14 protein-coding genes are annotated in these 12,382 nt (G+C 70.6%); 1 reads left to right on the top strand and 13 read right to left on the bottom strand.

The genetic code is table 11. The features are described 5' to 3' along the window. Nucleotides 1–126 precede the first annotated feature (126 nt). The 9 genes from RIC31_RS23470 to RIC31_RS23430 form a co-directional block, all read right to left on the bottom strand. On the bottom strand, nt 127–324 hold the full coding sequence (locus tag RIC31_RS23470; protein WP_350113818.1) for a hypothetical protein: 198 nt from the start codon (nt 322–324) through the stop codon (nt 127–129). A gap of 110 nt (nt 325–434) precedes the next feature. Then, nucleotides 435–1,154: an SDR family NAD(P)-dependent oxidoreductase gene (locus tag RIC31_RS23465; protein ID WP_350113815.1), complete on the bottom strand. Its 720-nt coding sequence runs from the start codon at nt 1,152–1,154 to the stop codon at nt 435–437. Between the two features lie 54 nt (nt 1,155–1,208). After that, complete coding sequence (locus RIC31_RS23460) at nt 1,209–2,162, bottom strand: D-2-hydroxyacid dehydrogenase family protein (protein WP_350113812.1); 954 nt, start codon at nt 2,160–2,162, stop codon at nt 1,209–1,211. Between the two features lie 49 nt (nt 2,163–2,211). Further along, nucleotides 2,212–3,423, bottom strand: a complete 1,212-nt coding sequence (locus RIC31_RS23455; RefSeq protein ID WP_350113809.1) for a CaiB/BaiF CoA transferase family protein — start codon at nt 3,421–3,423, stop codon at nt 2,212–2,214. Nucleotides 3,424–3,520: 97 nt separating this feature from the next. Continuing rightward, entirely contained in the window at nt 3,521–4,261 is a 741-nt protein-coding gene (locus RIC31_RS23450) for a CoA-transferase (RefSeq protein ID WP_350113805.1), read from the bottom strand. Beyond that, nucleotides 4,258–5,079 carry a CoA transferase subunit A gene (locus tag RIC31_RS23445; protein ID WP_350113802.1) on the bottom strand — a complete coding sequence of 274 codons (822 nt, stop codon included), beginning with the start codon at nt 5,077–5,079 and terminating at the stop codon, nt 4,258–4,260. The genes RIC31_RS23450 and RIC31_RS23445 overlap by 4 nt, the downstream gene beginning before the upstream one ends. Before the next feature lie 100 nt (nt 5,080–5,179). After that, nucleotides 5,180–5,974 (bottom strand): SDR family NAD(P)-dependent oxidoreductase, encoded by a 795-nt coding sequence (locus tag RIC31_RS23440; protein WP_350113800.1) that lies wholly within the window; start codon nt 5,972–5,974, stop codon nt 5,180–5,182. A 31-nt stretch (nt 5,975–6,005) separates the two neighbouring features. Continuing rightward, complete coding sequence (locus RIC31_RS23435; RefSeq protein WP_350113797.1) at nt 6,006–7,175, bottom strand: CaiB/BaiF CoA transferase family protein; 1,170 nt, start codon at nt 7,173–7,175, stop codon at nt 6,006–6,008. A 14-nt stretch (nt 7,176–7,189) separates the two neighbouring features. After that, entirely contained in the window at nt 7,190–8,350 is a 1,161-nt protein-coding gene (locus RIC31_RS23430) for an acyl-CoA dehydrogenase family protein (protein ID WP_350113794.1), read from the bottom strand. 126 nt (nt 8,351–8,476) lie between these two features. Here RIC31_RS23430 and RIC31_RS23425 point away from each other — a divergent pair, with 126 nt between their 5' ends. Next, nucleotides 8,477–9,268, top strand: coding sequence for a helix-turn-helix domain-containing protein (locus RIC31_RS23425; protein WP_350113791.1), 792 nt, complete (start codon nt 8,477–8,479; stop codon nt 9,266–9,268). Between the two features lie 15 nt (nt 9,269–9,283). On the opposite strand, the gene RIC31_RS23420 is transcribed toward RIC31_RS23425, so the two are convergent. The 4 genes from RIC31_RS23420 to RIC31_RS23405 all read right to left on the bottom strand — a co-directional run bounded on the left by RIC31_RS23420 (nt 9,284) and on the right by RIC31_RS23405 (nt 12,156). Next, nucleotides 9,284–10,006, bottom strand: coding sequence for a nitroreductase (locus tag RIC31_RS23420; RefSeq protein WP_350113788.1), 723 nt, complete (start codon nt 10,004–10,006; stop codon nt 9,284–9,286). 28 nt (nt 10,007–10,034) lie between these two features. After that, on the bottom strand, nt 10,035–10,793 hold the full coding sequence (locus RIC31_RS23415) for a sulfite exporter TauE/SafE family protein (RefSeq protein ID WP_350113785.1): 759 nt from the start codon (nt 10,791–10,793) through the stop codon (nt 10,035–10,037). A gap of 63 nt (nt 10,794–10,856) precedes the next feature. Beyond that, nucleotides 10,857–11,327, bottom strand: a complete 471-nt coding sequence (locus RIC31_RS23410) for a GNAT family N-acetyltransferase (RefSeq protein WP_350113782.1) — start codon at nt 11,325–11,327, stop codon at nt 10,857–10,859. Nucleotides 11,328–11,337: 10 nt separating this feature from the next. Then, nucleotides 11,338–12,156 (bottom strand): divergent polysaccharide deacetylase family protein, encoded by an 819-nt coding sequence (locus RIC31_RS23405; RefSeq protein WP_350113780.1) that lies wholly within the window; start codon nt 12,154–12,156, stop codon nt 11,338–11,340. Nucleotides 12,157–12,382: the final 226 nt, after the last annotated feature.

Raw genomic sequence — 12,382 nt, 5'->3', positions numbered from 1 at the left:
TGCGATCAAGTGAACTGGGGTCCGTGCAGGCGGCCGATGCCGGCGCCTGGGATCGGGCCTGTCGTTGGTCGCACAGCCGATCGGTCAAAGGAATGCCGATCGTTCTATGCGATCGATAACGACAGCCTATGTATTGGCGAGCCGGTCGAGGCGTGCCCGCGCCACCCGGCCACGCCGTCGCCACAGGGTCGTCGAGCCGTCCGGCGCGGCCACAGCCTGCCAGCCGCGGGTGCCCGACGGCGCCCGCGGGCCGTCCGCGGCGTCCAGAACGACCTCGCCCTCGCGGGACTTCGGGGAAGCGGTAGTCTTCGGGCGCAGATTCATGGCTGCCTCCATCGACAACTGCCGGGTGCCATCCCGGGCACGATCGATATGGTGGCAGAAAGCGCCTTTTAGAATGAGTCCAAAGTTTCAATCACAGCGATAGCGACCGCCTATGCCCGGGCGCTGCCGACCGTCAGGCCGCCGCAGACATAGAGAACCTGCCCGGTCACGAAGCCCGAGCGGCGGTCCAGAAAAAATGCCACCGCATTGGCGATGTCCTCGGGCTGCCCGAGCCGCCCGACCGGGATCGACTCCAGGATCTTCTGGGTCCGCGGGTCCTGCGACGGGTTGGCGGCGTGCCACAGCGGCGTCTCGATGCTGCCGGGGGCGACCGCGTTGGCGGTGATGCCGTCGCGCGCCAGTTCCAGTGCCCAGGTCTTCATCAGCCCGTGCAGCGCCGCCTTGGACGCCGCGTAGCTGGATCGCAGTTCCTTGCCGAGAGCCGCCCGCGAGGAGATCGCGACGACCCGCCCGGAATGCGCCGCCCGCATCCCGGGCAGCAGCGCCTGGGTGATGCGGATCACGGTCTTGACGTTCAGGGTCATGACGTCGTCGAAATCCGCCAGCCGGGTCTCGTCCACCTGGTTCGGCCGGACATGGCCGACATTGTGAACCACCCGGGTGATCGGGCCGTCGGCCAGCGCCTCGCGGACCGCCGCGTCGGTCGCCTCGCCGTCCATCAGGTCGACCTGGATCCAGTGCGCGGTGGTCGACGGCTCCGGGGCCTCGCGGTCGAGGATCGTCACCTCGTATTCCTCGTGCAGCAGCCGGGCGACGATGCCGCGCCCGATCGAGCGGGCGCCCCCGGTCACCAGTACGCGCTCAGCCATCGTCGCCTCCCGTGGTCGACTGTCCGCCCGGTTCCGGGTCGGCGTTGCGATTATTCAGCCGTCGATTGTACGAACCGGGCTGCCATTCGCCCAGGCCGCGATGTCCTCGACCATCTGGCCGTAGAACAGCCGGAAGGTGTCCTCGGTGGCGTAGCCGATGTGCGGGGTCAGGACGACGTTGTCGAGGCTGCGGACCGGGTCGTCGGCCGGCAGCGGCTCCTTGGAGAACACGTCGATGGCCGCGGCGCGGATCCGCCGGGCCCGCAGGGTCTCCAGCAGCGCAGCCTCGTCGACGATCGGCCCGCGCGAGGTGTTGACCAGGATCGCGCCAGGCTTCATCCGCGCCAGGTCGCCGGCGCCGACCAGGCCGGTGGTGCGGTCCGAGAGCAGCAGGTGGATGGTCACCACGTCGGAGCGCGCGAACAGCTCCTCCTTGGACACCAGTTCGGCCCCGACCTCGGCGCAGCGCTCGGCGGTCAGGTTCTGGCTCCAGGCGATAACCTTCATGCCGAAGGCGCTGGCGCCGATCTTCGCGACCGCCGAGCCGAGCCGGCCGAGGCCGACGCAGCCCAGGGTCTTGCCGGCCAGGTCGAAGGCCATGCGGGTCTGCCAGCCGCCCTGGCGCATCACCATGTGGTCGTGCGGCACGTGCCGGGCGGTCGCCAGGATCAGCGCCCAGGTGTGCTCCGTGGTGCTGGTTCCGGAGGTCTCGGTGCCGCAGCACACCACGCCCTGCCGTCGGGCCGCCGCGAAGTCGACCGACTTGTTCCGCATGCCGCTGGTGATGAACAGCTTCAGCTTCGGCAGACGCTCGAACACCGCCGCCGGGAACGGCGTGCGCTCGCGCATGGCGCACACCACCTCGAAGTCCTTGAGCCGGTCGACCAGGGCGTCGTGCTCGACCAGGTTGTCGTCGAACGAAACCGGCTGGAACCCCGCCAGGCTGCCCCAGTCGGCCATGTCCAGCGCGGACTTCGCATAGTCGTCCAGGATCGCGATCTTCGGCATACCTGCCTCCCTATCGAGGTTAAAGAAACCCCATATTTTATTGTTAACGCTACTTTCTACGCTTCTCTACCACCACACCCTCGGCGGCCAGGCCGGCGATCTCCTCCGGCGAGAAACCGTGCTCGGCCAGGATCTTGCGGCCGTGCTCGGCGAAGCGCGGCGGCCGGCTCTTGATCGAGCCCGGGGTGCGCCGGAACTTGATCGGGATGCCCCAGGACCGGTAGCCGTCCTTCTCGACCGCCATCTCCCGGTGGATGGTGTGCGGGTGCGTCATCACCTCCTCGGTGTTGCGCACCGGCCCGATCGGCAGGCCGGCCGCCAGCAGCCGGTCGGTCAGCTCGTTGCCGTCGACGTCGGCCAGCAGCACCTCGAGCTCGGCCCGCAGCTCGTCGCGGTTGGTCAGCCGGTCGCCGTTCGACCTGAAGCGCGGGTCGTCGCCCAGCTCGGGCTTGCCGAGTTCCTTGCACAGCCGCTGAAATGCCCGGTCGTTGCCGCCGGCGACGAACACGTCGACGGTCCTGGTCGGGAACAGGTCGTAGGGGCTGATGTTCGGGTGCTGGTTGCCGGTCTGCTTCGGCACCTTGCCGGACAGGTAGTAGTTGGCGACATGCGGGTGCATCAGCGCCAAGCCGCAGTCGTAGAGGGTCATGTCGATATACTGGCCGATGCCGGATTTCTGGCGCTCGTACAGCGCCATCATGATGGCGTTGCAGGCGAACAGGCCGGTGCCGATGTCGACCATGGCGAGGCCCAGCCGGGTCGGCCCGCCGTCCGGCGCGCCGTTCACCGAGAAATGCCCGACCATCGCCTGGATGATCCCGTCGTAGCCGGGAAAGCCACCATACGGCCCGTCCTCGCCGAAGCCGGAGATCCGGCAGTGGACGAGCTTCGGGAAGCGCTCGCGCAGCACCGCCTCGTAGCCCAGCCCCCAGCGCTCCATCGAGCCCGGCTTGTAGTTCTCGATCAGCACGTCGGCGCCGTCGAGCAGCCGCAGCAGCACCTCCTTGCCCTTGTCGGTCGAGAGGTCCAGGCCGAGCGAGCGCTTGTTGCGGTTGACGCCCAGGAAGTAGCTGGCGTCGCCGCCGTCGTCGAAGGGCGGACCCCAGTCGCGCACCTCGTCGCCCTGCGGCGGCTCGATCTTCACGATGTCGGCCCCGTGGTCGCCCAGGAGCTGGGTGCAGTACGGCCCGCCCAGCACGCGGGTGCAGTCGATGACCTTGAGACCGGCGAGCGCGCCGCCGGATGCTGTGGCGTCGGCCACGGTGTCCTCCGAGTGGATTGGCAGGCAGGAACGGCTTACGGAACGCGGATCGTGGCGCCTGCGGCCGGGCCGGGCAAGCGCGACGCGATCCGATAGGTCATGCGGCCCTGGCGACGCCGAACACCCGCTCCGCGAAGGCCGGGTAGATCTCGGCGATCTGCTCGGCCACGGGGCCGCGGATCAGCGCCAGTGTCGCGGCGTCCGGCACCGGGGTCTCCGGCACCGAGGCCGGCACGTCGTAGTCGAAGCCGGTGTTCTCGGCGATCTCCCCGACGCTGTGGCCGGGATGCACGCTCTCCAGGGTGAAGCGGGCGCGCGCCTTGTCGAAGCCGAACAGGCAGCGGTCGGTGATCAGCTTGTAGGGGCCGCCCGGGCGATGGACGTTGGGCTCCGAGGTGCCGGGCGCCGACACGAAGTCGACCTTCTCGACCAGGGTCCGCGCGGTGTGCTCGAGGCGGAACAGGATCACCCGCGGCACCACGTAGTACAGATAACCCGAGCCGAAAGAGCCAGGGAACCGCGCCTTCGGGCGGTCCGGGTCGCCGATCGACACCAGGTTGATGTTGGCCCTGCCGTCGATCTGGGCGCCGCTCAGGAAGAACGCGTCGATCCGCCCCTGCCCGGCGCAGTCGAACAGCTCCTTGCCGCCGTCGGTGAAGAAGTTGTTGTCGCGCGAGCCCAGCACCGACACACGCGGCGCGCCGCCGCCCTTGGCACTGGCGAGCAGCGCCGCCGCCCCCGGCACCGGCGACGAGGCGCCGACCGCGACATGGCGCAGCCCCGCCAGCATCCCGGCGATCGCCCCGATCAGGATCTCCTCGGGCCGGACGTCCGTCATTCCGCCGCCTCCCGGCCGAGTACGACCTCGGCGAGGTAGCGCTGGAACCCCTCCTCGGTGCGCGCCAGCTCGGCGTAATGCGCGAGATGATCGTCGTCGGCGCCGTAGTGGCCCGGCACCGCCTGCGGCCAGGCCCCCTGCTTGGCCTCGGCCATCGCCGTGACGTACAGCGCCGGGATGGTTCCGGCGGCCGTGGTCTCGTCGGCGATCAGGTCGCCGTCGACGATCTCCTCGACCGTCACCAAGGTGTCGCGCGCGGCATGCGCCATCAGCATGCATTCGCGCCGCACGCCGATCCAGACGTTGCCATGGCGGTCGGCCTTGCGGGCGTGGAACACCGCGAAGTCGGGCGCCAGCGCCGGGATCGCGACCACCGGGTCGTTCTCGCCGAACGGGTTGTCGATGACCTTCCAGTCGGCGCGACGGGCCAGGATGTCGGAGCCGATCAGGCCGCGCATGGTGCTGAACGGGGCGCCGCGCTCGGCCGCCTGCAGCCCGGCATGGACCGCCGGGCAGGTGGCGTCGAGCACCCTGATGCTCCCGGCCTTCACGGCGGCGGTGAAGCGCGGCGCCAGGCCGTGCTCGCCGAGGGTTACCGCCGAGGTCTCGGCGGCCGCCACGCAGCCGGCGCCGATCAGCAGGTCGCCCTGGTAGCCGAACACCGGCACGCCGACCAGATGCAGGCCGCGCACGCCACGCCGGATCGCGGCGCGCCACAGCGCGTTGGCGCCGGGCGTGTAGTCCGGCGGCACCGCAACCTTGGCACCGTCCGGAATCCGGGCGGCCAGGGCGTCGACGCTCGGCAGCAGGTCGGTCATGGCAGGATCCTCCCGAAGATCGTCCGAATTCTGCGCCCCGGCGACCGGCGCGGCAACCGCCCGGGACGTGGCGACACCGTTCGCCGCCGGGAGATGCCGCCTACTGCCCGAAGCCCTCGATCGCCGCCGGATAGCCGTTGTAGGCCTGGGCGACGGTCCAGCCGGCGTCGATCGGAAGCGTGACGCCGGTGATCGCGGCGGCCTGGTCGGACAGCAGGAAGACGATGCCGTCGGCGATGTGGCGCGGGTACACCAGCATCTTGAGCGCCCCGGAATCCTTGATCTTCTCGGGGTCGCGGTGGCCGCTGTCGATGCGCGCCTGGATCGCCGGGGTGATGGTGTAGGTCGGCGCCACCGCGTTCACCCGGATGCCGTGGATGCCGTACTCGCAGGCCAGGATCTCGGTCAGGTGCCGGACCGCCACCTTGGAGATGTTGTAGGCCGGGATCGGCATCACCGCGAAGCTGTTGATCGAGGCGAGATTGACGATGGCGCCGGCCTGCCGCGCCTTCATGCGGCGGGCGGCGGCAACGTTGACCGACCAGGTGCCGCGGTAGTTCACGTCCATCACCCGGTCGGCCTCGGCCCGGTCCATGCGCTCGGTGGTCACCGCGTTCTGCAGGATGCCGGCGGAGTGCACCACCGCGCCGACCGGCCCGATCGCGTGCTCGACGTCGTCGAACAGGTCCTCGACCGCCTTGTCGTCGGCCACGTCGACGACGCGGGCGTGGGCGACAGCACCGGTCCGCCGCAGGTCCTCGGCCACCTTCTCCGCGGCCTCGGCGTTGCGGTCGGCGATCACCACTACCTCGCCGGCGGCCGCCAGCTTCTCGGCGGTCGCCTGCCCGATCCCGCTGGCGCCACCGGTCACGACGGCGATGCGTCCCTTGCTCATGCGTTCTCTCCCGAAGGTCTCTTCCTGGATCCTACAACGCCGCGTCGATCTCGGCCTCGCTCAGCCCGGCCTCGCGCAGCACCTCGCGGCTCTGCTCGCCGAGCCGCGGCTGGTGGTGCCGCACCGGCAGCGACTGGCGGTCGAAGCGGAACGCGCTGTCCGGGATCTCCAGCGCGCCCTCGCTGGGGTGCTGGAACGGCCGGAAGAACCCGATGGCCCGGAGCTGCGGGTCGTCGCGCAGGGCCTCCAGGGTATTCACCGGGCCGCAGGGGATCTCGGCGGCGCGCAGCGCGTCGAGCCATTCCGCGGTGGTCCGCTTGATCACCTCGGCGCCGGCGATGGCGTACAGCTCGTCGATGTTGCGCGACCGGGCGGCGATGCTCTCGAAGCGCGGTTCAGCCGAGCGCTCCGGCGTCCCGACCATCTCCCAGAACCGGCCCCACTGCTTGTCGGTGTAGGGCAGCATGCAGATGAAGCCGTCGCTGGTGGCGTGCGGTCGGCGCTGCCGCGACAGCGCGCGGGCGTAGCCCATCGGCCCCTCGGGCGGCGAGAAGGTGGCGCCGGACTGGTGCTCGACCAGGGTGTAGCCGACCATGCTCTCGAACATCGAGATCTCGACGTAGACGCCCTTGCCGGTGCGGAACTTCTGGAACAGCGCCGCCACCAGCCCGGTGCTGGCCAGCAGCGCCGCGCTCTTGTCGGCGACGATGGTCGGGGCCAGGACCGGCGCGCCGTCGCGGGCGGTGAAGGTGCCGGCGAAGCCGGACTCGCCCTGGATCACGTCGTCATAGGCCGGCCGCCCGGCATAGGGTCCGTCCTCTCGGTAGCCGTGCAGCCCGCCGTAGACGATCTTCGGGTTGCGCGCCATCACGGCGTCCGGGTCGAAGCCGAACGCCGCCATCTTCTGCGGCCGCATGTTGTGGACCAGGGCGTCGGCGCCGTCGACCAGCCGCCACAACGCCTCCTTGGCAGCCGGCTTCTTCAGGTCCAGCACCAGGCTGCGCTTGTTCCGGTTGGAGCCGAGATAGACCGCCGCCATGCCCGGGTTGCGGGCCGGGCCGAGCACCCGGGTGGCGTCGCCTTCGGGTGGCTCGACCTTGATCACGTCGGCGCCCAGGTCGCCCAGGATCTGGGTGGCATAGGGCCCGTAGATGATCGACGTGATGTCGATCACCCGCAGCCCGGACAGCGGCAGGAACATGGACGCGCTCCCGGTCACCGCCGCTGGTCGAAGCGCCGGCCGACCAGCGCCGCCGCGATGTTGGTCTTCTGGATGTCGATGGCGCCGCCGGCGATGCCCCAGCCCCAGGCGTCGCGAAGTTTCTGCTCCATGCCGTACTCCTTCGCGTAGCCGTAGGCGCCCATCACCTGCAGCCCGGCCCCGGCGACGTCGCGCACCATCTCATTAGCGAAGCACTTGGCGAGCGAGCTGTCGAGAACGCTCGGCAGGCCGTCCTCGGCGTTCTTGGCGGCCCGCCAGATCAGCAGCCGCGAGGCCTCGACCCGCATCGCCATCTCGGCCAGCTTCATCTGCACCGCCTGGAACTCGACCAGCGCCTTGCCGAACGCCTTGCGCTCCTGGACATAGGCCAGCGCCTGGTCGAGGGCGGCCTGGGCGATCGCCAGGCACATGGTGGCGTTGCCGCAGCGCTCCAGGTCGAACGCCTCCATCAGCTGGCGGAAGCCGCCGGCCGGGACGATCAGGTTGTCCTTCGGGACCCGCACGTCGTCGAAGAAGATGTCGGCCGACGGGATACCGCGGAACCCCATCAGCCGCTCGCGCTCGCCGAACGACACGCCGGCCATGCCCTTCTCTACGTACAGCGCGCCGATGCCCTTTGCGCCCGGCGCGTCCGACAGCTTGGTGTAGACCACATAGGCGTCGGCATGGCCGCCGCCCGAGCACCAGCGCTTCTGGCCGTTCAGGACGAAGTGGTCGCCGTCCTCGACCGCCTTGGTCTTCAGGTCGGTCAGCGCGGTGCCGGCGTCCGGCTCCGACATCGCGACGGCGCACACCAGGTCGCCGGAACAGACCTGCGGGACTACCCGCTTCGCCAGCGCCGACCCGGCGAAGTGCTCGACCGCCCGCACCGGGCCGACGGCGCTCTCGAAGATCGGGAACGCCACCGCCGGCGACACCTTGGCGAACTCCTCGAGCACGATCAGCGCCTCAAGGTTGCCGAGGCCCAGCCCGCCATACTGCTCGGCGACGTTGATGCCGAGGAAGCCCATTTCGGCGTAGCGCTGGATCCACTCCTTCGGCAGCGCCTCGTCCTCGGCCTCCAACCGCTTGGCGACCTCGGTCATCTCGCCGGTCGCGAAGGCGCGCGCGGTGTCGCGCAGGCGCTGCTGGTCGTCGGTCAGCCTGAAATCCACGGTGGTCTCCTCCCGAGCCGGAATGCGCCCGCACCTTAGCGCCGCACCGATCCAAGTAAATGAAAGCTTTTCTCATCTGTTGAAATATCGTAGAGCCACCCTGTCTGGCAACGGCACGGTGCGCGCATGCCCAGCTATCGCCCGGTCACCGCCACCCTGCGCGGCCTCGAGGTGCTGGCGGCGACCAGCCGGCTCGGCAGCCGCGCGTCGCTGGCCGAGATCCACCGCCTCACCGGCTTCGACAAGTCCACGATCCTGCGGATGCTGGAGACCCTGGAGCATGCCGGCTTCGTGGTGCGCGACGACGACCGCCGCAGCTGGCAGGTCACCGGCAAGACCCTGCAGCTCAGCGCCGGCTACGATCGCCACCGGGCGGTCGGGACCATCGTCGCGCCGGCGCTGGCGGCGTTCCGCACGACGGTCGGCTGGCCGTCGGACGTGGCCCTGTTCGACCACGATTCCATGCTGGTGGTGGAGACCTCGCGCGAGCCCGGGCCGATGTTCCTGAACCGCCGGCCCGGCTACCGGGCGCCGGTGCTCGGCACCAGCCTCGGGCTGTCCTACATGGCGCATTGCGGGACGGCCGAGCGCGAGGCGTTCCTGGCCCGCATGGCCGACGACCCGGCGCCATGGAACGACCTGGCCCGCAACCCGGCCGAGGCGGAGCGGGCATTCGCCGGAATCCGCGAGCGCGGCTATGCCGAGATGTCGCCGAGCTACGCGTCGCGGGAATACGACGACATGATCTCCAGCATCGGCGTGCCGATCATGCGCGACGGCCGGGTCTACGCCGCCATGAACACCCTGTACCTGCTGAACGCCCTGACCCCGGAACGCGCGGTCGCGACGCTGCTGGAACCGCTGCAGGCGGCGGCGGAACGGCTGGCGAAGGACCTGGCGCGCAACGACCCGGACTGATGTAGACGCCGGGCCCTACTCCCGGAACGTCACGAAGTCCTCGAGCGGGACGCGCTCGGTGACCAGGGTGTTCTCTACCGCCGACCAGTCGGCGTATCCGAGCGAAAGGCCGCCGACCACCACCTGCTCGTCGTCGAGGGCCAACTCGGCGCGGATCACCTTGTGGTAGGCGGCGAAGGCGGCCTGCGGACAGGTCTCCAGGCCATGGCTGCGGGCCAGGATCATGACGTTCTGCAGGAACATGCCGTAGTCCAGCCAGGAGCCGATCTCCAGGTGCCGGTCGATCGTGAAGATCATCCCGACCGACGCGTCGAAGAACCGGAAGTTGCGGCCGTGCTGGGCGTGCATGCGTTCCGCCTCGCCGCGGGCGATGCCGAGCAGCCCGTACAGGTCCCAGCCGACCTTGCGGCGGCGCGCCAAATACGGCTCGCGGAACTCCTTGGGATAGTAGGCCCATTCGTTGTCGTGCTTCTCGGGCCCGTCGAAGGCGGCGACCACGGCGTCGCACAGCCGGTCGCGGGCCGCCCCGGTCAGCACATGCACCTTCCAGGGCTGCATGTTGGTGCCGGACGGCGCCCGTGCCGCCAGCGCCAGGATCCGCTCGATGGTTTCCCGCGGCACCGGGGTGTCCAGGAAGGCGCGCACCGAGCGACGCTGGGACACCGCCTCCTCGACCGCGTTCGCGGGCTCGACGGGCAGCGGGATCCGGGGGGCGGCAGGCGGGGTCGATGCGTCCATGGCGGCGGAGGCTAGCGCCTCGCGCCGCTCATATCCAGGGCTTCGCCAGGATCCACAGGCCGAGCAGCAGCAGCGCCGTGAACAGCGCCTGCCGGAAGCGGCGTTCCGACAGACGGCCGCGCAACCGGCGCCCCATCTCCATGCCGAGCAGCGCCGGCAGCACCGCAACGGCCGACAGCAATGCCAGGCTACCCGGAAGCAGCCCGTGGCCGCCGAGTCCGACGCCGAGCGAGACGGTCGCGACCAGGAAGGTCATGCCCATGGCCTGCACCAGGCGGTCGCGCGGCAGGCCGAGGGCCTGCAGATAGGGCACCGCGGGGATCACGAACGACCCGGTCATGCCGGTGAGGATCCCGGTGGCAAGCCCCATCGGCGGCGACAGCGGCCGCTCCCAGCGCGGCGGCACCGACCAGGGCGGGGTCGCCAGGCCGAGCGCGCCGTACGCCGCGATCGACAACCCCAGCACCATGGTCAGGATCGGAATCGCGATCAGCGTGGGCGCGGCGCTGGCCAGCACGGTGCCGGCGGCGAGCGCCGCCAGGAACGGCCACAGCCGCCGCAGCAGCACCGCGAAGCCGTCGCCGGCCAGCGCCTGCCAGAGATTGGTGACCAGCGACGGCAGCAGCATGATCGCGACCGCCGCCTCCAGCCCGATGGTGGCGGTCAGCAGCGCCAAGGTCACCGTCGGCAGGCCGAGCCCGACGACGCCCTTGACGGTGCCGGCCAGGAGGAGAACGCCGACCACCAGGGCCAGGGTCGCTGGATCGATCAGGGAAACGCTGTCCATGAGGCCGAGACTATGCCCGGCCAGGCGCCGATGCTTCGGCGTCGGCCGAACTGTCCGGCCGGGTCAACGCGGCCTCAGCATCTCGTAGTGCGGGATGCCGTCCTCGTCGTAGGGGCCCTTCACTACCCGGTAGCCGAGGCCCTCGTAGAAATCCTTGAGGTAGGCTTGGCCGTTGAGCCGGACCCCGGCATCGAAGCGCTCGGCGACGAAGCGGTGGCACTCGACCATGATCGCCCGGCCGAGCCCGCGGCCTCGGCCCTCCCGCGACGTCAGGATCCGGCCGATCGCCGCCTCTGGATAGTAGTCGCCGGGCGCGAACACCCGGGCCGAGGCCAGCAGCGGTGCGGTGGCATCCGGCCGGTCGCGGCCGATCAGGTGCCAGGCCATGGCATCCTTGCCGTCGAGGTCGGGATACGCACAGTCCTGCTCGACCACGAACACGTCCTGGCGGGCGCGCAGCAGCTCGTACAGCAGGTCGCGGTCCAGGTCGTCCCAGCGGTACCAGTGCCAGGCAACGGTGTCGTTCGCAGCCAAGGCCCCCTCCCTAGCGTCTGGCCTGCTGCAGGCCTGCGGCGGCCCGGGCCGCGACGACCGCGGTCAGCGGCACGATCACGAAACCGGCGGCGCGGGCTTTCGGGATCCAGGCCTCCAGCACATTCAGGGTGGCGTCGCGGGGATGGCCGATGGCGATCGCGCTGCCGGTCTCGCGGGCGACTCGCTCGGTCTGCGCCAGCCGCAATTCGACCTCGGCGGCGGTGTCGGTGTTGTCCAGGAACACGTCGCGGCGGGTGGTCGGAACCCCGGCGGCGCGCGCCTCCTGCTCGCCGACGCTCCGGCCCGAGGTCAGCGAGTCCAGGAACAGCAGGCCGCGGTCGCGCATGGCCTCCGCGACCAACCGCATGCCGTCCTCGCTCTCGGTGAAGCGGCTGCCCATGTGGTTATTCACGCCGACATAGCCGTCGAACTGCTTCAGGTTCCAGGCGATGCGGCCGCGCAGCTCGGCGACGCCGAGGTCGACGTCGAGCACGTTCGGGCCGGGATCCGAGTTGTGGCCGTGCGGCTGCATCGGCACGTGAACCAGCAGTTCGTGGCCGCGCTGGCGGGCCAGCACGGTCTGCTCCTCAAGCTCGGTGGCGTAGGGCAGGAAGGCGAGCGTCACCGGCGCCGGCAGCTCGATCGCCCGCCGGCCGCGACGCTTGTCGATTCCGAGGTCGTCCAGGACGATGGCGATCATCGGGCGGCCCTCGGCCGGCTCGGCCGCCGCCGCGTAGCGCTGCCAGGCCGGCGCCTCGCGGGAATCGGCCGCCTCGCCGGAAGCGGCCGGAGCCTGCAGCCGGGGCGCGGCGGCCGCGCCCTCGGGCACGGCCGGCGTCACCGGCAACGGGACGGCGGGGGCGACGGCGGCCAGACGCGGCAGCGGAACCGCCGGCGCGACCGGTGTCGCGACTGCCGGTGCGGGTCGCTGCGGAGCCGTGGCCACGGTCGTCGACCGGACGGCCGACGGGCCCGGCGACACGGCGGTGCGCGCCGGTTCCGTGGACGGCCGGGCGATCCAGGCGCCGAGACCGATTCCGGCCCCGAACAGGACG

The sequence above is a fragment of the Thalassobaculum sp. genome (assembly GCF_040219615.1).
GTDB lineage: Bacteria > Pseudomonadota > Alphaproteobacteria > Thalassobaculales > Thalassobaculaceae > Thalassobaculum_A.
This window is presented reverse-complemented; position numbering and strand designations above follow the sequence as displayed.